Genomic DNA, 24,034 nt, shown 5'->3' on the forward strand with positions numbered 1-24,034 from the left:
CTGCTGGCTAATTTTGGGGCGCTACGGACCACCCAGTGAACCCACCGTTGGTATAAACCTTGTTTGCCGTTGGATCGTTGTGTATTCTCGCCAGACTGTCTTCACCGTATCGGAATAGATATTCCTGTTGGTCTTTTGTATAATACGAGGCAGTGTGCTGTTTGACATCGTGTGTCTTCGTGACAACGTAACTTCGGCCAAACGTATCAGAGGCGATAACATCCTGGCTGAAATAGCCGAGGTTCCGAGGCAAGTTATTGTTCATACCGAAACTCTGTGGGTAGTAGCGGGGATGGTTTGTGCCTAAGACGAACGCTTCCATCTTATGTGACGTATCCATTGCATGGATCGGAACCCCTTCGTCAATATTCGCTGCCATGAATTGAGACCCATCGTACTCTGCGTAGGTCATGTGACGGTTTGGCTCGTAGGCAGCACTTGCAGCGAGACAGGCACTTAGGAGTACGAGTACGGTCAAAGCAACGGTGGTTACCGAGTTGCGCTTGGTGGCGCTATGGATGAGTGCCATCCCCACGAGGACTGCAGCGAACAGGAGTGCGTATCTGTTTACTCTTATTATACCTTTCACGATGAGATTGCTAAGGAGGAAGATCGCTGCGATACCGAGTCCTGCAACGAAGTGAACCGAACCGAAGCCCCAGTCGTACCGCATCCGTTCGGAGAGAAACCAGTATAGGGTCAAAAGGACGAATGTCCCGGCGATAGTGAAGTAAATTGTGGTCGAGCCGTACAGAGTGATGAATTTCTCGGCGAGCTGTAGAGGTGAAAACTGGACTGAGCCGGCTCGTTGTACCTCTCTGGCTGCTGGGTTCATATCATCCTGTGCCGCAACGACTTTTATTATGGCCTGGCGTGTCTGACCGAAATTGGTGAGCCAGGCGAATAGGAGCGGAAGAAAGGCCACACCAAGCCGCGGACTGAGTTGCGGAGTGGACGATAGGGAAAGCCGTCCGAACAGCCCGGAATACACCGAGGTTAACAGTAATATACCTAGCATAAACAGGGTTGTCATCGGGTGTGAGTAGATGATGAACAGGCCAACCAGAAGAATCAAGAGCAGGTACTCGTTGTCGTTACTCCGTCGGTACAGTTCTGTGAGCGTGAGCAGGACCGGAACGATCATGAATGAGTTCATCGCCGGGTGGTTTGAGAGATGGAAGGTCGTATAGATGAGAGTGCTACCGGCTGCTAATCCGGCCGCGAGACTTCCCCGTTTACCCGAGAGCGTCTTCACAAGGACTCCGATTCCGATTATCTGAAGCGTCGTAAACAACAACGCTACCAAGTATGGCATCGCGTCAATCGGGACACCTAGCATCGCCATCTCGGCCATCAGCACATGTTCACCTGGATACCAGATTCCGGGAAGTGTTCCCGTTTCGAGAATCGCCCTAACATCGCCGAAGTGTTGCAGTGCATCTGCCGTTCCTTGTCCGTAAAACCGATAGCCGCGAGCTTTTGGGAGGAAGAAGTACAGCGCGTAGTTTGAAAGGACGAGGCCAAGACCATGTCGCCAGTACCTCGTTTGCGTAATAGCCGCTGCTATCAGCGTCAATATTCCACCGATCATGACCGAATAGAAAGTGAACCAGAACAGCTGGGACAGTCCATCTACCAGCGAAGTTTCATATCCGGTTACCGGTTGAATGGACAGGAAGAGCGCACTCTCGAGGATAAGGATACCGGATAGGAGTATGACCAGATATTCCTGTATGTCACGGTTGGCGAACTCGAAGCTGTCGAACGACTCCCGGTCGAGATTTGTCTCGTGACTCATTTATTACCCTTCTGGCTCGCGATGCAGTGTGAGGTCCACGTCTTTCCCTGCCTTGCATACGGTAGATATTAAGTAATCAGCGACTAACGCGCAGTGGATACACGCCCTCACCAAAGTCAGGCCTCGACCAGCTTCAATAGACCACCTGAACCGCAATATCGATTGGGCCACGAAAACGCGACAGTGGTGTGGAACTGTGCAACCGGAATCAGTCGAGGCTCGATTCGCCATTCGTTCAGATCTCGTCCTTGACCACAGGTGTGGGACTGCTGGTCGATTCCGTCTTGTCTCGAATCACGGAGTCACCGATTTCAGCCACTTGGCCCAGTATTTCCGTTGTCTCTTGCACTGTCTCTTCCCAGTTGTAACGCGTCGTGACGATTGCTCGGCCGTGTTTTCCCAGTTCTGAGAGGGCGCGCTGATCGCTGAGCAAATCAGAAATCGCCGTCGCGAATCCCTCGACGTTGCCAACTTGGACTGTTTCTCCCGTTTGGTTGACTATTTTCGAGGTCTGTTCGAGATCGCTGGCAACAACTGGTGTTTCACAGGCTAAAGCTTCGATAACTGTCCGTGGAAAGCCTTCAGTCCGACTCGGAAGGACGAACAGGTCCGCTGCTCTGAACACCGAGGGCATTTTCTGATAGGGGACCCGCCCCAGGAATTCTACAGCATCTGTAAGTCCCTCGTCAGCGACCGTCGATTCGAGACTGTCTCGAAGCGGGCCGTCGCCACAGAAGAACAGCGATGCGTCCGGACAGCGCTCTCGTACCGTATCGAATGCAGCTAACACGTCCTGAGGTCGCTTTCCGTCGACTAAGCGGCCGACAAACACGATTGCCTGGCCGCTCTGGTTCGCGATATCGGGATGGGTCTGTCCAGCAGGGGAGAAACGGTTGGTATCGATTCCGTTGTTTACAACCGCGATGTCAGCGTCGACACCGAGGTCACGAAGTTTGGATTGCTCGACATCGGTGTAGCAAAGCGTGACGTCGGCCGAGTCATACGTCCACTTACCCAGCGTACGAAGGTGTGCACGCGAGAACCAGAACGGACCTCGTTGTGAGTTGAGGCCGTGACATGTGATTGCAATCGGGATGTTGGCCATTCGGCAGTACAGCGCGGCCACGTTACTCGAGAAGAACAGGTGAGAGTGGGTGTGAACCACGTCGAAGTCTTCCAGACCACGTAGATCACCGACAGTGTTGGCGAAGATCTGATTCCCGAGGAGCTCTAGCTTCGGCGGTTGTTTGATCAACGTATACCCGTCTTGATCGGTAACCTCTCGCTCTTCCACCTCTTCCGAGACAGTCAAGACGGTGACCTCGTGCCCCATCGCAGCCTGATCACGGCTCAGAGCATGTATGTGATATGGCGCACCACCGACAGTTTCAGGGAAGATGTCTTGGGCGACCCGGAGTATGTGCATTTATTTCGCCCGACTCTTACAGGTAGAGGGGTATAGTTAATAGTCCGATTTTTTGAGTAATAGGCCTCTATAGCCAGTACAAGACACCAGATGGTGGTATGTAGTCACACCTGCTACCGTATTCCTATTCGAGGACCCCCTGCTCTTGCATACGCACAGCCCAGTGCTTGAAGACGTAGACGGTCCAGAGGAACCGCGAGTGATCGTGGTTTCCATCAAGGTGTTCATCGAATAGTTCTAAAATCGCCGCGGTATCGAGAATCCCCAGATCAGTAGCACGGACCATCGAGACGAACTCGTCAGCAAGCTCGTGTTTAAACCACTCACCGATCGGCATATCGAACCCGTGTTTGTTTCGCTGTAAGATAGACTCCGGCAGTACATCATCGAAGGCTCGTTTCAGCACACGTTTTCGATCGCGGCCAGTTAGTTTGTGGTCTGTTGGGAGACTGAGTGCGTACTCAACGACATCAGTATCGAGGAACGGAACGCGTACCTCGAGTGAGTTGTACATACTGGCCTGGTCGACTTTCATGAGCATCTGATCTGGGAGCGATAAGCGGGTATCGACAGCCTGTATCCGTGCCAAGCTCTCTCTATCGGCCAATTCTGGGGATATCGCGGCGTGCTGTGTCCGGAGGGCGGTCTGCCCAGCTTCGATTGGGTCAACGTTCGTCACGGACTGGATAGCTTGGTCATCGGAGACACGCATTAAATCGAAGTGACGCTCCGGAACGGATCGTTCTCCGCTCCGATTTATGAACCACTGTCCTTTGTAAACGGCGTCGCCGACCGCAGTCCCTCGTGAGGCGGGTAGTGCATTCACAGCCGGCTCGACGGCGTATTTCCGTATCTGGGACGGAAGCGCTCGGTAGTACTTTGACAGGGACTCGACTCGGTACTTATCGTAGCCGGCGAACAGTTCGTCAGCACCGTCACCAGAGAGTGCGACCTTGACGTTATTTCTCGTGGCGCGAGACACAGCGTAACTCGGCATCAGTGCCGGATCGGCGAAGGGTTCCCCCAATTTATTCAGTACGTCCGGTACGGACTCGCGTACGTCATTCGCTGTGAGTGTGATCTCGTGATGGTCGGTATCGTGGAAAGACGCCACTTCTCGTGCCGCCCAGGATTCGTCGAATCGATCCTGATTGAAACCGACGGTAAACGTCTTCACGGGATCATCGAGTAACTGTGCCATCGTCCCGACGATTATCGTCGAATCGATCCCCCCGCTGAGGAACGCTCCGAGGTCAACGTCGGCCATCAGGCGTTTTTCGACCGCCGATTCGACGAGCGAGCGTAGGTGTGAGGCAGCGGTATCAATGTCGGGATCACGAGGCGTGATCGATGGCTCGTGGTATTTGTCGCGGTCGATACCATCGTCCGATATGAGTATCCGCTCGCCGGGTCTGACCTTCGAAACGTTACGGAAGGCCGTTTTCGGTGCCGGAATATATCCGAATGCGAAGTACTGAGCCAGTGCGTCCCGATCTATGCCGCCGAGGTCAATGTCGCTCTCGAACAGCGATGGGAGCTCGGAGGCGAACGCGAGCTTGTCGTCCGTTTCGGCGAGAACGAGAGGTTTGATACCCATCGGGTCACGGGCCAGTAACAGACGTTCTCGCTCACTGTCCCACAGAGCGAACGCGAACATTCCGTCGAGTTCGTCGACGAAACTTGGACCTTCTTCCTCATAGAGATGGACCAGTACTTCGGTGTCGGTTTGAGTGGTAAATCGATGTCCTGCGGACGTGAGTCGTTCCTTGAGAGCCCCGTAATTATATATCTCTCCGTTGAAGATGACGGTTACGGTACCGTCCTCGTTGTGGATCGGCTGTCCCCCGTTCTCGGGGTCTATAATGCTGAGCCGGCGGTGTGCAAGTCCAACACTTCCATCTCTGAAAACCCCATCGTCGTCAGGACCTCGGTGACACTGGCAGTCGTTCATACGCTCAAGAACGTCGGTTTCAGGAGAGCCAGATCGAACATACTGACCACAGATTCCACACATTGTTCGCGTAATCTACATCGATGCTCAAAATTATACCCTCCCTACATGGGCGAGTCAGACGGGCTATCTTCCGCTCAACGCTGCCTATATGGGTCTGTCAGTCCGCTGTGGAACGTCCCCAGAGAAATTCTGGGCCGTTACGCTGCCTGAATGAACGATTCGAGCTATTCGAATCGACCAAAGCATTGCGGGAAGTCAAAAACGTGTCCCGAGAATCGGCGTAGGGTGAGTATAAACAAGCCCTTTCACACAGACTGTGAACTAATGGAAAACACTGGACCGATAGCGTTCTTCGTTCCCTCTCTGACAGTCGGTGGTGCCGAGCGTGTGACAGTTTCTGTCGCGAACGGGCTCTCTAAGCGCGGATATGACGTAGACCTTGTCGTGTCGTACAACGAGGGGGATTTCCGGACCGATGTCGCCGGAAGCGTAAACGTCGTCGACCTCGGAACACAGAGGATACCAGGGATAGGAATCGGTGCGAGCGTTCCCGCTCTCGTACGATATCTGCGGCGACAATCTCCCCAGATACTCTTCTCACAGATGACGTATGCCAACGATATGCACATGATTTCGCAGATTCTATCGGGCGCTGACACTACCGCCATCTCGACGATCCACAACACGCTCGGGATGCAAGAGGAATCGAAAGAGAAGCTCGTCCAGTGGCTGCAGCGTCGCCTCGCCGGTCAGTCGGACCAGTTCGTCGCCGTTTCAGAAGGTGTCGCTAAGAGCATCGTGGAACACGTCGGTGTCGACCGCGAGAAGGTGTCTGTCCTCCACAATCCGATCCCTGTCGATGAGGTCCAAGAGCGGGCAGGGAAGCCGGTGGATCATCCATGGATCGAATCGGCAAACATTGACGTCGTTCTCGGTGTCGGACGCCTGGAGAGAGCGAAGAACTTTGGATCGTTCCTCCGCGCTTTCGAACGGGTCCATGCCGCTCGACCGGACACGCGTGCGATTATTGTCGGCCGCGGGTCGAAGCGAGCCGAACTCGAAACCCTCGCGGCCGAGTTAGGTATCGACGCTGCGGTTTCGTTTCCCGGCTTTGTCGACAACCCTTACGGCTACATGGCGGGTTCGGACGTCCTCGCGATGTCTTCGGTCCACGAGGGACTGCCGACCGTGCTCATCGAGGCCCTTGCCTGCGGATGTCCGGTCGTCTCGACCGATTGTCCCAGCGGCCCGGCAGAGATCCTCAAAGATGGTGAGTACGGCCCACTCGTCGATGTCGATGACGACGAGGGACTCGCAGCGGCCATCCGGACGACGCTCGACGAGCCACTCCCGAGCGATGTGCTGATCGAGCGTGCGAACGATTTCGCTCCCGCGGCTGTGATCGACCAGTACGAAGCGTTTATTCGAAATTTCGTATCGGTGGAGACCACCGATAGTGTCGATAAACGATCCGAGCCGCTCACCCCCTCGTGACTATAGTAGCCATTGAAAATCAATGCACACCTGATCGCACGACGGCAGTGCGATCAGTGTGTACATCGTTTCAATTGTTACTATAGCTCCGGTCTATACCATCCATCAGAACTGTCCAAAACCTACTCCCAGACTCCTGTCGTTGTTAGCTCACGTTATGTCGACCCAAATGTGAGCCTCACGGTACGCGTTCTCAGCTGTGGGTTGATCCGGCGGACTTCCCCTGTACAACAAATACGTCAACCGCAGGCGCTCGCCCTCCAGTACCGGCGTCACCGTGTGACGCTGCAGCCAGCGGTCTCCAGCCGCTGTCCGGTTGCTGTAAGTATCGAGACGTATGCGCTCGATGACCTCTCCTGTCGGTGCGGTTCTGGCCATCTGCACGACGACGACATACTCGGTTGTCTCCATCTCGTGATTCGTGGCGGTGAAGTACATCTGTTCAGGCTCGCCCAACGCGATCTGCTCCGGATAGCCGCTTGCCTCCAGATCGCCAGTCTCATTCTCGGTCAGCAGCCCGAATTCTGTGTACGCTTCGCCGCGCTGTGGCTGAGCCGCGACCAGCGTCACGCTGGCAAACGTCACGAGGATCGCCACACCGACAACTACGGTCCCCAGCTGGACTCCCTCCCCATCGGAACCACCGCTGGCCGCTCGTGAGTTTCCGAAGGGCATCGAGGTCTGGCTCAGGCCCGTCTGTGCCCTTTTGTAGCGCCGATACCACGCGATTCCGGTTGCCCCAACGGTTACGATAGCAAGGGCAGTGACAACCGGAGTCGGGCGAATCGGCCAGGGCGTGAACTCAAGATTGACTCCGACGATAATTGCCAAACAGATACTTGCTACAACCGAGTACAGCATCCGTTCTGTGGTAATCAGCCGGTGGTGTTCATCCTCCGGGTTCCGAGTTGGAAAAAGGGCCGCGACTACAGCATAGCCCGGGACGAACAGCAAGAAGGGTAACGCGACGGCCGCGAGGAGCACCCCTTCAAGAGACGACAGCGTTGCGAAGAGTACAACCGCTGTGTACCCCCCGGTAACAAGCAAATCGACAGTCGCTGGCGAAGTATCCGACCACCTGCCCATAAGTTCCGCTCACGCCTACGCCATGATAAGTAAAAACTGCATAACGGTCATTGACGGTGTCGAATGTGGTGTCAAAGAACGATATCCAACCGTTCAGAGTGATCACTCTGATTCTGTTCGGGAGAGATACTTTTGCTGTAACCGCCAGACGTACCCACGAAGTAACAGAATCGATAGTTTCGGAATGAACGAGCCGTATCGAATCCCGCTCGACTCGTCGCCGTAGAGTGCTTCCATCGGTACGTCCTGAACAGTCATCCCATTCGCATCTAAGTGAATTAGCATATCGTTCAGAAATCCGTAGTCGTCAAACAGATCGTTCAGCGAGAGCTGGTCAAGCGCCGTCGCAGAAATCGCGGTGTATCCGTTCTGTGGGTCGCGCATTTGCCAGTGTCCGCTCGCAATCTTGGTCAGCATCGTGAGGAGCGCATTCCCGAATAGCCGCCAGTTAGACATCTGAGTACAGTGGCGTCGCGATATGAGGCGGTTGCCTTTCGCGTAATCCGCATCCCCCTCAACGACTGGGTCGAGTATCTCATCGAGGATGTTCGGATCCATCTGGCCGTCGCCATCAAGGACTGCAACCGTATCCATGCCGCTCATAAGCGCTAGCTCGTATCCGGTTTGTACGGCAGCCCCGCGACCGCCGTTAGTCTGATGACGGACTGGGACGATCCGCTTATCGAGAAACGTCTGGCTTTCAGATACCGTTGTCCCGGCCCCGTCGGCGACAACTATTTGTTGTGCGGAGTCACCAGTCACACTTGCGTGTTTCACCTCAGTATCCACGTATTCCTTGATTTCGGTCCATGTGCCATCTGTCGAGCAGTCGTCGATAACGAACACCTGATCGACGTACTCCGGAAGTGAGTCGACGACCTCACCGATGAACCCCTCTTCGTTGTGTGCCGGAACGACGACACCGACGGTCGAGCCTTTATACACTCTATGTCCCCCCTGTTGGTGAGTGGAATGGGTCCGCTACGGTACGCACAGAGTTACCGAAAAGGGAGCTACTCATCTCGGGTCGGCTTTCATGCCAGACCCACGCGCCAATAGCAACCTCTGATTCAGTGATAGTCATGGTAGGTCGTAGGGCCGCTCACCGGCCACCAATAGGGCCCTCTCTGTCGCCATGTTGGACAAATCGATCTATTGTTATTCCTTACTTTCCAGGGTTAGCGGTCATATACAGTGGACTGTCGGATCGATAAATATCTCGTTAGGCCGATTCCGAAAAGCGCCCACGTACGGCGATTACTACTGTTAGAGGGAGTGGTTATTCGAATTGATCCTGATACGTCGTCCTGATGTCCGCCTGACGACTATCGGTTAGGTTCTCGTACGACTTCCCGTACGTGTCGTTGGCCAGTTCGTCCCAGGACTCGATTCGGTCACCGGAATCAGTCTGGAACTGTGCATCGAAGTCCGCTTCGACCTTCTGTTGGGTTTCGATTTCTAGTCCTGTGAAATTAAACTTCTCCCCAGCTTTCACATCGGCCCCGTACTCTTGCCGGGCGATTTCCTCACGCGTCCGCACCTCTACGGCCGCAAGACTGTCCGCGAACGGTTGGCGTTCGTGAATCTCTTCGATCTGGCGCTTCGTTTCACCGCTCACCTCATTATAGTAGCGTCCGTACTTGTCCTGGGTTATTTCATCAAGCGAAGCGCGGTCACCATCAGAGACACTGGTACTTCCGTCGGAACCGCTGGACCCGCCGTCTTTTGCCCATGACGGCTTGACCGACATAGCTGTTGACGCACGCGCGTCTTTTGAGTAGATGCCATAGACGTACGTCTGCAGACTCAGTGGTTCTACGGGGTAATCCGTCGAGTCGGTTACCGTGTATTCAACCTCGAACCGAACGCGAGTCGACTCGCCGGGTGCGAGCGTGACATTTCTGTCGACTCCATAGGCTTCCGGTCGATCATCGTCATCGCTGTCGATACGATGCTGGATCGATTGAGTTCCGGTGGTTTCACCGGTGTTCGTTACGTCCGCGAAGAACACAGCCGTATCACCGACGTACAGGACATTCGGTCCAGCCAAATCCGACACCTCGAAATGACTGTCCTGTACCGTCATCGAGACGGTATCTATGTCGTCAGCAGTTCCAAGCGAATGGTTGTGTGTCCCGCGGCTCAAATTCGTCGTATTCACATCAATAGACACCGTTGTCGTTTCGTTGGCAGCAAGTGAAACGGTGCGGGAATAGGTGGTGTTCATGGAATTACTCCGGAGCGTGACGTTGTCGATCCCGTCCACGTCACCAACGTTCTCGACGACTGCTGAGACATTGGCAGTTTCCCCCCTCGTTACGTTGGCCGGTGCAGTCGTGTTCTGCACACGGAACGTCGCCGGTTGCTGGACATGGAGTGTTCCGGTCGTTGTCGTGTTTTCGGTGGCGACCCTGTATTGATATCGGCCAGGCTCCAGATCAGCAGTTCGGACCGTGGCAGTGCTCATCTGGCTCTGGCCGCCCGCAAGCGAGTGGACACTCTCGTTCAGCGTTTCAGCATCGGAGTACTGGCCGTTTTGGTCCGCATCGACAGCGATTCGCACTGTCTGGACGCCACGATATGCACCGACATTGGTCAGGTTTGCTCGGATGGAGGCGTTCGTTCCACGGACAATTGTAGCGTTTTCAGTGGTATCGGCGAGGACAAACGTAGGCGGGGTGAGGACAGCCACATTCCCAGTTGACTCCGGGGACGATGACTCACCGACGGCAACGGCGTGCGTGTATTCCCCGGGACTGATTTGGTCAGGTTCGACAGCGAACGTCACGTCCGTCGGTTCTGCAGCCGCAACCTCGACTTGTTTTGTTGCCACCGTTTCAGGAGACTGTCCGTCCCTGTTCAATCGTAGCGCTACTTGTTGTGTTGTCGTTTCCGACCCCGCATTTGTGATTTGAATATGCACACGCAACGGCTCATCCGGCCGAATTTCGGTCGGAGACTGCACAGTGCGTATCTCCAGTTCGTCCTCGCTCACAGTGGTCTCCGTATTTGCCGGTCCATCGGCGAAACCACCGATTCCAAGCCCCAGCGTAGCACCTCCAATGAGTAACAGTCCAGCGACGCACCCAATCAGTAACTTTCCGTAGCCTATGGACAACATGCGTACGCAGGTATGTTACAAATCATTATTGTTACGGCTGCTATACCCACCGTTAGACACTCTTTGCATTCAATATCGAAGAGCGGATTTCTACAGGGAGGTCTCAGAATGGGTAGCATACGTTTACCACCAGACACGTCCCCCAAAGTGGAGCTTTCAGCCATAGTCGTAGTGAGTCGATACCGTTCGTTGGCGCCTCAGTTTAACGACTACCGTTAGCTGAATCTATGGAAAGCACACCACCTTGTGGTGTAATGGAATATCGCATACGCGAGAGACCCACATCAAATTACAAGTTCAATTCGAATCGAAAACAGGGAGAGAGATGGTTCTAAGTCGACGCGACTGTGCAATCCTATCAGTTCGAGGCCGAGACGCGACAGTTACGCCATGTTCTTCCGTTCGATTGTTTCCCAAATATCGACACCCTTCTCAGTGATGTCGTACACGCGCCCTTTCTTCCGATCTTCGGAAACTAATAGGTCAACCAGTTCCGACTCACGGAGTTCCTGTAGGGCGCGCGAAACGTGAGCAATGCTCATTTCCCTGTCGTCCGCAATTAGCGACGGTGTCGCAGGGCCTTCTGACAACCGGCGGAGAGTCTCGACTCGATACCGTGAACTGATTACGTAGCTCACTTCGTCCCACTGATCAAAGTCTGCCATCGTATCTATTCGTATGCACGAGTGTACCAGCTACCTTCTTTGGACACAAACTCGTGTACAGTGATATTCCATGTGCCTGTGGTTAATTGTTTCGCTCGTGTCTCTTGGTCTCGCTTCGTAGCCATACACGATTCCGGTTGAGTACCCTGCATACTGAGTATGTGGTGAGTAATATCGCTCTTCCGCTCAATTCATATACCGCGCATTTCACCTACGTGTTCGGCAATCAGGCGACAACCGATCAACAACAGATACCGTGGAGATCGTAAGGCTCCAATTCCCGACGATAACCCAGAAGAGCATCTTATCGAGGACTTCGTTCCTCCAGGGACCTCTGTGCGGTCCAGATAGCTGTTTAATTGATACTGATAAGATTGCGTTACTTGCATGACTGATAGAAACGGTCCATATACGCTACGATTTACCCTGTGCGATTTCGAGGAAGTGAATGACGTGTAACCGTAGCAGAGGAGTGCCTCAGCGTTTTTACGGGTAGTCTACGTATTTTGCGTATCTCAACACACACTGTAGCGGACATTTATTATCGATCACCGAAAATTGATTCAAAGAACACTGTTACTCCCGGAATACCCAAACAACTACTGACTACCCCGGCGGTAATCAAAGAAAAATTATCTAATCGATTACATAACAAAGTATTAAGTGGCAAGGTGATGTTGATTTGAAATGCTGGCTGACAGCGTAACGCTCCGTCGATACAGCCGGGGGGCTGTGTGAGCGCGATTCCAGACGGGTGGACGATGTCGCAGCACACAGGAAGTGGGTAAATATGGGAGTCAAAGACACCGCACAAACGAAAGCAGAACCGAATAATAAACTAAGCGACGAATCTGTCCCATCGCCAAAAGGGAAAGAAAGCAGTGCGGACCAAGCGACGTCACAGGAGCAGGACGACTCAGGTGCATCTCTAGACGTTATTTTTGAAATACTGAAAAACAGCCGCCGCAGAGAGGTCCTCCACTTTCTTCGAGAACGAGGCGAACAGGTCTCTCTTGGAGAACTCGCAGAACACGTCGCGGCCATTGAGAACGAGACCACAACTGATGCGTTGACATCAAGTGAGCGCAAGCGCGTGTACGTAGGACTGTACCAGTGCCATCTCCCGAAGATGGACGACATCGGTGTCGTCGATTTTAACCAAGACCGAGGGCATATAACCCTTACCGACAAGGCTGACGACTTCGAAAAGTACCTCAACCGTTCTGAAGAAGAGGCGGAGGGCCGACAGTGGTATCAGTATTACGCGGCCGTCTCGGTGCTCGGTGCGATGGTCCTAGCCGCCTCTGTCGCCTTCTCACTTCCCGGGAGCATGGTCTTAGGTCTGCTCTCCCTGGTAGTGGGTGTTGCAGGCGCATGTTCGGTGTATCACTGGTCAGTTGAGCGCGAAGAGTCGGACAGCGAGTAGCCCGATAAGAACGGTTTGGTTCCGCGCGCAGTTTTTACGCAGTACGCGTCACGAGTAGGCTATCCAGAGCGATACACTTCGTCGCCGGCAACATATGTTCGTGCTATCGATGGAACCGGGTCTGGGTCGACGATAATCAGATCGGCCCTTGCTCCACACTCCAATCGGCCACGGTCGTACAGGCCGGCAGCGGCAGCTGGTGCAGTAGAGACACGTAACACCCGGTCTTTGAGAGGGTCACCGTTTTCGATGAAAACAGAGCTAAGCAGTGATTGCGGACGAAAGTCGCTACAGAGAATGTCGACAACACCGTCTTTGATTGCCTGAGACGCATCGGGCCCGTCCCACAGACTCCCACCGCGAACCACATTCGGCGCACCCATCGCAACGGCCAAGTTTAACTCGGTTGCCCGCTGGGCAACACGGTGGGAGAGCGGATATTCGCTTATGTCTACCCCGATAGCAGCGGCGTTGTCCACGCTCGAAACGGTTTCATCGTCGTGTGAGGCGACTGGGATATTTCTATTGCTTGCTAGCTCTGTAATCTCTCGTGCGCGCGAGATTAATTCTTTTTCGGAGACACCATTGCGGCGTGTTTCGAGGGTCTGAAGGCTTGACTCTGAGACCCCGTCCGGAAGATTATAGCGTTGTGTAAGTGTATTTTCGCCAGCGAACTGGCCCGTTCCGGGAATGTGTGAGACAAGGGAGACGAGATCTCCCCCTGATTGGATTTCTTGCGAGACGGCGTCGACAGCCGTTTCGTTGGTGAGTTCACACCGCATATGGAGTCTGTTATCGACCCTGGCGCCGGTTTCGCAGTTGAAATCTCGGATATGCTCGGCCAAGCGACGGGCTAATTCGATACTCCGGTTATCATCTGGGACGTCTTCGAACGCAATGGCATGATACTTTGTCGTAACTCCCGCGCTGGCATTGGCAATATCACATCGGTCCAGAGCGACAGTCGTGTTGACGCGCTCACCAGCTCTCGGAAATAGGTGCCGTTCGATATCATCACCGTGAAGATCAACCAATCCAGGTAGGACATACTTCCCCGTCGCATCAATGTCCGGGGAGTCATGAGATTCTGCTTCCACCGAGACTATTTTTCCATCAGAGAATACTACTGTCCCGTTCTCAATTTCGCTGGTCGGCGTAACAACAGTTCCTCCCGAGATTAATGTTCGATTTGCAGTATTTTTCATTCAGCTTGGCACCCTGTAAGATTTTCCAATGTGTTTACAATCGACTTCCCAAAACATGAATATGCGCTTACTACGGCTATGCTACAGTCGGATATAGAGTACATATTTATATGTAATTGACAGCCGTAGCTGTTGTGCTTAATGAAATAATGGGAGACGAGGCCGTCAATCGTCACTATCAGTTGCTAAAGACGGACCTAGGACACTCCAACAATTCTCAGGGTTTGAATAGAGCCCCAATCCAGGGGATTTAAACCTACGCAGTGTTTCAAATAGTACATACAAATGTCAGCCTAACCTAATTTCTAAGTTATGATTATATAATACCTTCATAGAGTAGACAATTTGCGGGTAATTCTGGCGGATTCATATCCATTAGGATACACCTACCCGCATAATACCGTATTAACTGTTTGAACGAGTGCGTTTGAGCAGTAATTTCTTTCTATTTTTTCCATAGTGAGAAAGAGTATAATAGCACTAGCTGAAGAAGAGAGCCAGTAGTAACAAGATTACAGCATAGTACAGTGACATACTCCGGCGACGTCACCCCACCCACCAGCATGGTGTTTGCGTGTTCAGAAACCGAAGTTTTTAGCGTCAAGGTTTAAAACATATTTGTATGAAAGACTGGATTGATACGTATAATGAGCGTGACTGGCAAACCACCACGGACGGAACGGTTCGATACGCGCTGTTAGGACTTGGCTGGTGGACAATCGACCTAGCACTTCCCGCGATTCAGGACTCTGATCTGGGTGAAGTTACAACGCTCGTCAGCAGTTCTTCGGAGAAAGCGAAACGTCTCGCCGACGAGAACGGTGTGGACTACGGGATCAGTTACCAAGAGTTCCACGACGGGGAGGCAGCCGACAGGTTTGATGCCATCTACATCGGGACACCGAACGCCTTGCATCTGGAATACGCCGAGACAGCCGCAGAGTTAGACAAAGCGATCCTGTGCGAGAAACCGATGGAGGCAACAGTCGAACGGGCCCAGAAAATGGTTGAGGTCTGTGCGGAGGCCGCTGTGCCGTTGATGATTGCCTACCGGATGCAGACTGACCCCGCTGTTAGGCGTGCAAAAGAACTCATCGAAGACGGATTCATCGGTGAGCCAGTATCCGTATACGGAAACAATAGTCAGCCGCTGCTCGAGATGAATCCGGACACGGACCAGTGGCGGCTCGATCCGGAACTCTCAGGTTATGGCACCTCAGTGATGGATTTGGGGATTTACTCGATCAACACGACTCGGTTTCTGCTCGACCGGGAACCACTGGCGGTGCAGTCACAGATGGATTCTCATGGAGAGGCCTTCGACGACGTGCCTGATGAACGCTCCGGGGCATTGCTTGCGCTGGAAGACGGTATCAAAATGGTCACGACTGATAGCCAGAACGCCCACAGTGATACGCAACTGAAAATAACTGGGACGGACGGACAGATCGAACTCCGTCCAGCGTTCCATGGGAAAGCAAAACTCCACCTGTCCCGAAACGAGACGACAGTAACTGTCGAACACGAGAGTTTTGACGCGGAGGACGAAATGCGGGAGGAGTTCGACTACTTCGCTGACCGCGTTTTGACTGGTACTGACATTGGCCCGGACGGCCGCCACGGCCTCCAGGATATGCGAATCATCCGGGCAATTCACAAAGCCGCGGAGAGCGGCGACGTCGTCAAACTGTAACTGATTCGTTCGAATTTATCTGGTCCCAGCGCTGTCAGATTGGTTTAGATTTATTCAGGTGGCGATCACGGCTATCGCGTTATCCCAGTCAAAACGGAGTACAGCGTGATCACAGTATAATACTCAAGATCTGTGAACAGAAGCGACCCTGACATTGGTTTTACACTCACTGTATTGGGTGATCAATGATCAACAGCGGAAAATGCTATAAGCCGTCCGATTGGTTTGTTTGGGTAGACGTGACGAAACCACATTTGAACTGGTCGGCTTTGTTTAGACGCGGAGTAACAGCCAGTTCGTTTCGTTAATGACGATAAATCAGCCACTCAGTTAAACTGCAGATGCACCCCGACAACAGGATACAAGTGGCTAATGGTGCTACAAAATAGTATGGTTTCTGAACAATTCGACGCGTTCTTACTTGACCTCGACGGGGTAGTGTATCTCGGGGATGAGGCCCTACCGGAGGCGGTCGAGTCGGTGAATCGTCTTAATGAGCGGGACAATAAACTACGATTCCTGACGAACGACCCACGCTTTCAGCGTGAGACGATCGCGAACAGGCTTCGCAAGCTGGGGATCGACGCCGAAAAAGACGAGATCATCACGTCAGGCTGGGCGACCGCCCACTACCTCTCCCAACAGGATGAGACCACCGCTGCTGTCGTCGGTAGCGCAGGGCTGGAAATCGAACTCCAAGAGGAAGGCATCGAAGTCACGGACGACGATCCCAATGCGATGGTCGTCGGCGCGGACGAGAAGACGTCATATCAAGACATCCAGCGGGCGGCGAGACACATCCAGCGGGGAGCGACGTTCGTGGGGACGAACCCGGATGGGTCGTTCCCGACCCTAGACGGGCCTGTACCCGGGGCCGGGGCCATTGTTCGAGCAGTCGAAGCTGCGGCGGGAACAGAGCCAATGGTCGTTGGCAAACCCGAGCCGCTTATGTTCGAGATGGCTCTCGACGGGCTGGCTGACGACGTGCAAGCGGCCGCGATTGGCGATAATCCTGCCACGGACATTCTCGGCGCCCACCGTGCGGGGCTCACCGGGATTCTGGTGGCCGAGGACAAACCGACTACCGCATCTGCTCGTGATCTTCAGCAACCTGATTTGACGATCTCGTCTCTTGCACACCTCTTCACGGACACAACCGACACATGGGAGGCACCACCCTATTCGTGGCCGGATGAGTTACGTCCGGGCGTCGCTGCTGTCGTAGTGAATGACGTAGATGAGGTGCTGTTGCTGAAACGCGCCGACAAAGAGCAGTGGGCGCTCCCGACGGGCACGGTCGAACGGTGCGAACCAGTCGGGGACGCTATCACACGAGAGGTTGACGAGGAAACGGGACTGCAAATAGCGGTTGAGCGGCTGATAGGCGTCTATTCACACCCGGAACAGCAAGTGTTTTCGTATCCCTCAGGCAAGGCAGTTCACTTCGTCACGAATTGCTTTCGGTGTTCCATCGAAGGGGGTACACCCGAGGCCGACGAGGATGAAGCCCTCGAGGTCGGATTCTTCGACATGAACGATTTACCGTCGGATATCCTTCCGATGCAACCGCAGTGGATAGCCGATGCAAATGACGCAGATGGCTCACCTGCAATTCGATAAATTCACAGGCTGTACTGACCGATGTTACGGAGCAAGTTCGATATTTCTCAGAGTCGCTCTCAGAACGAGTTCACGGAGCTGGGCGAACCACGTCCGTGGCCGAAGCGTGTCGCCGTACCGCTGCTCGAGCGAGAAAACCACAGCCTCGACGAGTGACCGTCGATGATCGGTATCGTCGTCATGGCGAGCCTCACGCACCATATCTATAGTAGCCATTGAAAATCAATGCACGCCTGATCGAACGACAGCAGTGCGATCAGTGTGTACATCGTTTCAATTGGTACTATAGCGGGGAGAACTCTCAGTGTTTGTTCACTGGCCCAACGTGGGGCTCCAGAAGTTCTTCCGGAATCGTCTCAATCAGACCTTCCTCAGCGGTCACCGTCTGTAGCCGGTCGAAGTTCCAATAGGTCTCTGCCCTCCGCTACCCAATCCGGAACTGGAGATCTGTTCTGGTAGTCATATTTGGGTGATAGTCGTGCGAAGGTTTACACTGTACCGCACCAGGTATCACTTAAAATGGCTGTGTCTCAGAGCTGAAGCAAGGAGGGTAATAACATCCGTACAGATGTTATTATTCGACGCCGGCGAACTCGACAGGCTCTCAGCGGCCGCTGGTATCAAAAGATCGTGTTTAGAATGGCAACTATCTGATTGGATGTCGCGCATATCACATCCGGATTGAAATTGAGTACGTTTTATTATCCAAGAGATGTCAGTCACAATGTAGAACCATATAGTCGTAGGAGTACGTTTTCACACTGTTAATATTGATCTCAGAGATAAGATCGAGCTTCCTGTGTTACGATCACGGTTTTGATGTCTAGATATTTTACTGATATATTCATAGTTGCCATATTTGACCAACGATGGGTGTATAGTAGTATATCTATAACCAATTAGTTCATATAGATGGGATCCACAGACAACTCCGAAGAATCTGTCATAGAACAAAGTTGGTCGAGATTCACGGCGGTGATAGAGTGGTCAGTCCTTCGTCCTGCAAGCGAAGTACACTGGTTAATCCGAAAGCCATATACGCCATATTAGGCCAACCTAAACCATGGACGGGACAGACGGGACAGGTAGTCTCACCAGACGAGACTACCTCTCCGGCGGTGGTCTGCTGCTCGGCACGTCAATCGTAGCCGGCTGCTCCAGTAACGGTGGGGAACCGCCCAGTACAGCAACATCGAGTGACAAGGAAACGGGCACATCAACCCCGTCAGATGGGGGGTCCTACGTTGCCTCGCTTTCTCCTGTCGGAGAGGTCGAGTTCGACTCCGTACCGGAGAGCGTCTTCACGATGTACAATCAGTATGCAGATATGTTAGTCGCACTTAACCACGGTGACGCGGTCAATTCGATGTTCGTCCCAGATATGGCTGGGCCATCGATGAACCACTACTACGAACGGCTCTCTGGTGTCTCCTTTGAGTGGGAGAACCTTCCGAACCCCTACGACAATTTCAGCAAGGAGTTCTGCTACAGCCTCGGTAGCGACGTTCACTTCCTCGACCCCGCATGGGCGATTACCCAGGAGAACTGGGATATGGCCGATATCGAGGAAATTGTCGACAATGTCGGCCCCTTTTTCGGGAATTTCTACAGCGGAACACACGGTGACCCGCAAGAACCCTACAGTGAGAACTACCACTATTACACGCTGTGGGAGCTGTTCGGTCGTGTCGCCACCGTGTTTCAGGAACGAAAGCGTTACGAGCAACTCAGAGCCGTTCATCAAGAACTCATCGAGACCATCCAGACGAAGCTTCCACCCGAAGAAGATCGACCGACCGCGGTTCGGGTTACACTTGGCGACGGCCAATTCTGGACGTATCACCTGAACCGACCGGGGTTCTGGCTCGCCGACACGCGTCCGCTCGCAGCCAACGACGCCTTCGGGGACGAAACGTGGGACGGTCTCTGGGGTTCGGTCGGCTATGAAACGATGCTGGACGCGGACCCTGACGTAATCCTCCATCTCTGGGGGATGACACCTCGCTACGACATGGACGATGTCCGCGAGAGGCTCGCGTCACACAGCGTTGGAAAAGAACTCGCAGCGGTCAAAGACGACCGCGTATACGCACACGGAATGCGATATCACGGCCCGATCATGAATCTCTTCCAGATCGAAATGACCGCGAAACAGCTCTACCCGGATATCTTTGGCGAGTGGCCACCCTACGAGAACGGGAATCACTATCCAGAGATTCCATCGGATGAGCAGCTTTTCAGCCGCGACCGCGTTGCCAAGATCGTTACGGGCGGATAACTTCGGCTGGTTTCAGCAACGCTGTCGCCCGAATGGAGCAATTCGCCCGATCAGCGTGGGATTCACGACAGGATGACGACGTTGCCGACGCCGCGCCGCTTCCGTTCGATGAGGTTCTTGGCTTCGAGCGTATCGAGGGTCCGGCTGACAGTCGCCTTCGAGAACTCCGTTCGATCGACGATTTCGCTCTGTGGAAGAACCCCATCGGCATCAAGCATGATTTCATAAACGATCCGTTCGTTGCTCGCGAGGCGACTCGCAGTCTCTTCCCATTCCTGCCGACGGGCTTCGAGTAGGTCCGCTGTCGGTGCGTGGTCATGGTCAGCGTCCGGCGATCGAGTGTCCGGCGAGTCCGTAGCAGAACCCGATGCACCCCAATCGACACGGAACAACGCCACGGCACTCGCACCGGAGGTGAACGCAGCCACTGTGAGTACGGCGATATCGACTGTTCGGATGGACGGCCCCGGAGATCCTGATTGGACAGTGGTCTCGCCGATTGTGACTGTGGCTACTGTCGGCGTGATGAGATGGCCGGCCAGCAAAAGCATCAGGGCGGTCGAGATGACGAAGACGCCTGCCGCGACGGCCTCGCTACGTTGGAGGGTGTTTTCGATCATTGTTGAGACCAGCAATGTATCCGGACTACTCCGGTACCCCACGGAGTCGGACGAACGCGTCTATCCTCTCGTTTCGGATATCGACGACGACACTGTATCGGGTTTCCCGATCGATCGGTTCAACGACGACCAGTACACGGCGATCACTCAGTCGCTGCTCCGTCCGTTCAATGACGACGACCCCTGCAGTCGTGCCGTTCCGAACGGTGAAGGCGGACTCGTTGACTGCGGCGAGATCGTGCCACGACGCTGTCGGATCTGCACCGACGACCGCGGCTCTCTCGCTAGCTACCCCGCGTGGAACCGGCCGCATCGTGTACACTGCGTCGGCCGGTGATGCAACGGTATCGGGGACCGACCCGTCCGTCGTGATAATCCGCTTGGCTCGCGCTCGCTTCGAGCGGGACAGTTCGGGCGGTTCCCATGGTGTGGCCCGCACAACGGGGCTCCGGTTGAGATTCGTAATCTCTATATAGTTGACAGTTCTGACATCCGATACCAGAACCTCAGTGGTTCTGCCGCTCGTTTCGACAAGTGCATCGTCTTCAATAGCGAACTCGTATCCGGTATCAGCTGTCGCCGTCGCGGCGATACCAGTCGCGGTTGCGAAGACGGCGATACTCACACTGAGGACGGTGAGCGAGAGGACGAACACCAGACGGGACCGTCTAACCGACTCCATGTCCGTCGTGACCGGACGTTTTCGTATGAAAGTGCTGGTTTTCAGTAAACTGAAACGAATGGAACAATCTCTGAAACGCGTTTCAGATCCGTTTCACTCCCGTTTCCAACGGGGCTTTACAATGGTTTTCGTATAATCTCCTGATGCCGTGATCGGGCCAGCGCTCACAGCGAGCACACCGGCCCACAGCATATGCTCGGCCCGCCACTGCGAACTCGGCCCGCCGCTACGGGCCCGGCTCTACTGTACTGTGCTACCGACCGCACTCGTGCGTCCTGTCCGATCACCCCCAATACAATGAAACGAAAACTTCCCCGCCAACGGAGTGATGCAGATGCATCGTGACTACCGACTCGCAGCGTACGCGGTTGCGGTATCGGCACTCCTGCTCACTGCCAGCGGCGCAGCCGTCGTAGCCGATGGGAGTGCCGGAAATGCCCCATCCGAATCGTCCCCCTCTGAGACCGAATCCAATGAAACGACCGGTAGCATCACAGTTACGAATTCGACGGCGTTCGAGGTGACAACGGTTTCCAACGATAGTGGCACGGTCACGTTCGATCAGGGCGACCAGACCTGTGGTGGCGGGTTCCGTATTGACACCCCGAACCGAACTCGGACTGACATACAGGTCCGCGGTGTCACCGTGACACTTGTCGAACAGCACAGCGGCGAGCCGTTCGACGAAATCGGCCGCGAGCAGTTCGCGTCACTGGTCTGGAAGGAAATATCAGGATACGCGGGGCTCGGCGCGTATGATCACATCGAAGTTCAGGTCAACCAGTACTACGAGACGGTCGCCCGGGACGAACCGTTAGACACCGTCGGCATCCACGCCCGTCCCGTAGACAATTGCCTCCCAGCTGTCGAAGGTGAAGTCGCCCTCAACAGTCAGTCGGTAGCTGTCCGTTCGAGCCACTCGGAGCTCGAAGGCCTCAATCTGAACATTACAGATACGATCGGCGCTCTCAACGAAAGCGAACGGGACTCCATCGACCGGCTCATCGAATCGAACGAACGCACCAGCTACGCCATCCAGACGGAGTTCGACGATCCGGACACGCTGGACGCGACCGTCGTCGAAGCAACGGACGACAGCCAGGTCAAACTCGAACTCACACGGCCAGGCGGCGGTCGCACGGTCGTCGTTCGAATCGATCTCGAATCGGAAACCGTCGAGCGTACCTGGACGAGGGTCGCAGTTGAGCGGATTGACGGTACCGATTCGCTGACCGTCGGTAACCACGGTGAGAATGAAACGACATCGTTCGAAGTGAACTACACTGAAGCTGCGTCGTAAAATCCGAACTGGTCTTCCAAGACACTATTGGGTTTCAGCCACACCGAACCGGAGCGGCAATTACATCGGGGCCGAAGCCCCACCTCAGGTACGTAGTCCGAATCGTACGGTCAAGTCCCCGTAACGACGCAGTAGGTCAGGTCGAGCCAGTCCAGTCGTACCGCATGACGAGGTCGTCCTCGTCGATCTCGCTGGCGAGTTTGTCCACGAGCTCGTCCCGTTCGAGGGCGTCAAACTGCTCCAGTTCGTACGGCTTGACCGTCACCGGCGAGGACTCGCCCTCGGCGATGCGCTCCTGCAGTTTCGCGACGCCGTAGATCAGCGCTTCGGGGCGTGGCGGACACCCCGGGACGTGAATGTCGACCGGAATGACTTGCTCCGCACCTTTGATGACGTTGTATCCTTCCTGAAACGGCCCACCGGAAATGGTACACGACCCCATCGAGACGACGAACTTCGGCTCGGGCATCTGGTCGTACACGCGCTTCATCCGCGGCGCGAACTTCGAAACGATGGTCCCCGGGACGATAATCAGATCTGCCTGCCGCGGTGATGCCCGAGGGACTCCGGCAGCAAAGCGGTCGAGGTCGTGTTTCGTAGCGAGAGTGCCCATCATCTCGATGGTGCAACAGGCGATGCCGAACTGCAGTACAAACATCGAGGAGCCCCGGACCCAGTTCATGAACGCGTCGAATTTCGTGAGAATGAACGGGGACGAACCGAGCACCTCCCGAAGTGTCGAATTAAATCGGGTATCCGTGTTTCTGCCGCAGCATATCCGCTCATCAGACTGTGCGTCGTCCATATTCCGCCGATCACTGCTCATGAACAGCTACGGATAGATATTGGGAGCGGATACGTGAACTGTCGTACACACTAGTGTCTTTATATGGGAGCCGCCACCAGAGCTCGTCCGTGAGATATCTCCGCTTAGAGATCCAGTATGCACCGGAGTATCAGCGTCCGATGCACCGCTTTATGACCGAAAGCGATGCAATCAAACGCGAGTGGCTCGTTACGTGGAAAGTCGGGGTCGAGGACGAGATCGCCTATACGTTGTTTTATATCGTCGGCGATCGCGAACCCTACGAATCGGCGCTTTCTGCGGTCGAAACCATGGAAAGCTACGATATTACACCCGTTCGGGACCAGGCGTTCTACGCGTTCGTCCGTGGCCGGGAGACTGAACAATCACGACAGTTCTACGCGGCGTTCGAACAGCCGACGCTAATGGTGGTCCCACCGGTTGCCTACCGACCGCACGGAGTCGTGTTGTTCGATGTCGTCGGCGAACCCGCCACTCTCGAACAGGTCCGGGATGCACTTCCCGACGGAATCACGGTAAACGTCCGGAAGATCGGCGAATACGATGCCAGCCCTGGAACATTCGACATCGGCCTCACTTCACGTCAGCGCGAAGCACTCGCCGCAGGACGGGAAGTCGGTTACTACGACGTCCCGCGAAATGGGAGCGTCGAGGACGTCGCCGAGGAGCTCGGTTGTGCTCCGAGTACCGCATCGAATCATCTCAGAAAGGCGCAGGCACGGCTTGTTGAACGCGTATTCAGATGACAGCTAGCGTAGAAGGTATCGATGCACCACGACTGTGTTTGAACCGCTCGAATAGGAGGAAACAGCAGAACAAGATGGAAGGGAACAGCAGAAC

18 protein-coding genes are annotated in these 24,034 nt (G+C 54.4%); 7 read left to right on the forward strand and 11 right to left on the reverse strand.

The features are described 5' to 3' along the window. Window positions 1-7 precede the first annotated feature (7 nt). From C442_RS14425 to asnB, 3 genes are all read right to left on the reverse strand, one after another. Window positions 8-1,798, reverse strand: coding sequence for a hypothetical protein (locus C442_RS14425; protein ID WP_008311673.1), 1,791 nt, complete (start codon window positions 1,796-1,798; stop codon window positions 8-10). A gap of 235 nt (window positions 1,799-2,033) precedes the next feature. Further along, a complete protein-coding gene (locus C442_RS14430) occupies window positions 2,034-3,224 on the reverse strand; it encodes a glycosyltransferase family 4 protein (protein ID WP_049943008.1) in 1,191 nt (396 codons plus the stop codon). Between the two features lie 124 nt (window positions 3,225-3,348). Continuing rightward, window positions 3,349-5,238, reverse strand: coding sequence for an asparagine synthase (glutamine-hydrolyzing) (gene asnB, locus C442_RS14435; protein WP_275039413.1), 1,890 nt, complete (start codon window positions 5,236-5,238; stop codon window positions 3,349-3,351). 264 nt (window positions 5,239-5,502) lie between these two features. On the opposite strand from asnB, the gene C442_RS14440 reads away from it, so the two are divergent. Beyond that, on the forward strand, window positions 5,503-6,672 hold the full coding sequence (locus C442_RS14440; RefSeq protein WP_008311679.1) for a glycosyltransferase: 1,170 nt from the start codon (window positions 5,503-5,505) through the stop codon (window positions 6,670-6,672). 150 nt (window positions 6,673-6,822) lie between these two features. On the opposite strand, the gene C442_RS14445 is transcribed toward C442_RS14440, so the two are convergent. The 4 genes from C442_RS14445 to C442_RS14460 all read right to left on the reverse strand — a co-directional run bounded on the left by C442_RS14445 (window position 6,823) and on the right by C442_RS14460 (window position 11,544). Then, on the reverse strand, window positions 6,823-7,758 hold the full coding sequence (locus C442_RS14445; RefSeq protein WP_008311680.1) for a DUF1616 domain-containing protein: 936 nt from the start codon (window positions 7,756-7,758) through the stop codon (window positions 6,823-6,825). A 102-nt stretch (window positions 7,759-7,860) separates the two neighbouring features. After that, window positions 7,861-8,703, reverse strand: coding sequence for a glycosyltransferase family 2 protein (locus C442_RS14450; protein WP_008311681.1), 843 nt, complete (start codon window positions 8,701-8,703; stop codon window positions 7,861-7,863). A gap of 334 nt (window positions 8,704-9,037) precedes the next feature. Further along, entirely contained in the window at window positions 9,038-10,879 is a 1,842-nt protein-coding gene (locus tag C442_RS14455; protein ID WP_049943009.1) for a COG1470 family protein, read from the reverse strand. Between the two features lie 383 nt (window positions 10,880-11,262). Next, on the reverse strand, window positions 11,263-11,544 hold the full coding sequence (locus tag C442_RS14460) for a winged helix-turn-helix domain-containing protein (protein WP_004515801.1): 282 nt from the start codon (window positions 11,542-11,544) through the stop codon (window positions 11,263-11,265). A gap of 790 nt (window positions 11,545-12,334) precedes the next feature. Between C442_RS14460 and C442_RS14465 the strand changes: the two genes are divergently transcribed. Further along, window positions 12,335-12,970, forward strand: a complete 636-nt coding sequence (locus C442_RS14465) for a DUF7344 domain-containing protein (RefSeq protein WP_008311684.1) — start codon at window positions 12,335-12,337, stop codon at window positions 12,968-12,970. Between the two features lie 59 nt (window positions 12,971-13,029). Here C442_RS14465 and C442_RS14470 read toward each other — a convergent pair whose 3' ends face one another. Then, on the reverse strand, window positions 13,030-14,175 hold the full coding sequence (locus C442_RS14470; protein WP_049943010.1) for an alpha-D-ribose 1-methylphosphonate 5-triphosphate diphosphatase: 1,146 nt from the start codon (window positions 14,173-14,175) through the stop codon (window positions 13,030-13,032). Window positions 14,176-14,797: 622 nt separating this feature from the next. Here C442_RS14470 and gfo6 point away from each other — a divergent pair. The 3 genes from gfo6 (at window position 14,798) to C442_RS14485 (ending at window position 19,766) form a co-directional block, all read left to right on the forward strand. Beyond that, window positions 14,798-15,868, forward strand: coding sequence for a D-xylose 1-dehydrogenase Gfo6 (gene gfo6 / locus C442_RS14475; RefSeq protein ID WP_008311691.1), 1,071 nt, complete (start codon window positions 14,798-14,800; stop codon window positions 15,866-15,868). A gap of 390 nt (window positions 15,869-16,258) precedes the next feature. After that, window positions 16,259-17,488 carry an HAD-IIA family hydrolase gene (locus tag C442_RS14480; protein ID WP_049943042.1) on the forward strand — a complete coding sequence of 410 codons (1,230 nt, stop codon included), beginning with the start codon at window positions 16,259-16,261 and terminating at the stop codon, window positions 17,486-17,488. A gap of 1,063 nt (window positions 17,489-18,551) precedes the next feature. Further along, entirely contained in the window at window positions 18,552-19,766 is a 1,215-nt protein-coding gene (locus C442_RS14485; protein ID WP_049943011.1) for an ABC transporter substrate-binding protein, read from the forward strand. A gap of 62 nt (window positions 19,767-19,828) precedes the next feature. On the opposite strand, the gene C442_RS14490 is transcribed toward C442_RS14485, so the two are convergent. Both C442_RS14490 and C442_RS14495 read right to left on the reverse strand, forming a co-directional pair. Next, window positions 19,829-20,386 (reverse strand): helix-turn-helix transcriptional regulator, encoded by a 558-nt coding sequence (locus C442_RS14490; protein WP_008311700.1) that lies wholly within the window; start codon window positions 20,384-20,386, stop codon window positions 19,829-19,831. Between the two features lie 25 nt (window positions 20,387-20,411). Next, window positions 20,412-21,068 carry a hypothetical protein gene (locus C442_RS14495; RefSeq protein WP_008311702.1) on the reverse strand — a complete coding sequence of 219 codons (657 nt, stop codon included), beginning with the start codon at window positions 21,066-21,068 and terminating at the stop codon, window positions 20,412-20,414. A gap of 334 nt (window positions 21,069-21,402) precedes the next feature. On the opposite strand from C442_RS14495, the gene C442_RS14500 reads away from it, so the two are divergent. Next, window positions 21,403-22,368: a hypothetical protein gene (locus C442_RS14500; RefSeq protein ID WP_239642307.1), complete on the forward strand. Its 966-nt coding sequence runs from the start codon at window positions 21,403-21,405 to the stop codon at window positions 22,366-22,368. Between the two features lie 136 nt (window positions 22,369-22,504). On the opposite strand, the gene C442_RS14505 is transcribed toward C442_RS14500, so the two are convergent. Continuing rightward, entirely contained in the window at window positions 22,505-23,194 is a 690-nt protein-coding gene (locus C442_RS14505; protein WP_049943012.1) for an NADH-quinone oxidoreductase subunit B, read from the reverse strand. 140 nt (window positions 23,195-23,334) lie between these two features. Here C442_RS14505 and C442_RS14510 point away from each other — a divergent pair, with 140 nt between their 5' ends. Further along, entirely contained in the window at window positions 23,335-23,940 is a 606-nt protein-coding gene (locus C442_RS14510; RefSeq protein ID WP_442905024.1) for a helix-turn-helix domain-containing protein, read from the forward strand. The last annotated feature ends 94 nt before the right edge of the window (window positions 23,941-24,034 follow it).

Origin of the sequence: Haloarcula amylolytica JCM 13557 (assembly GCF_000336615.1) — an archaeon.
Classification (GTDB): Archaea; Halobacteriota; Halobacteria; order Halobacteriales; family Haloarculaceae; genus Haloarcula; species Haloarcula amylolytica.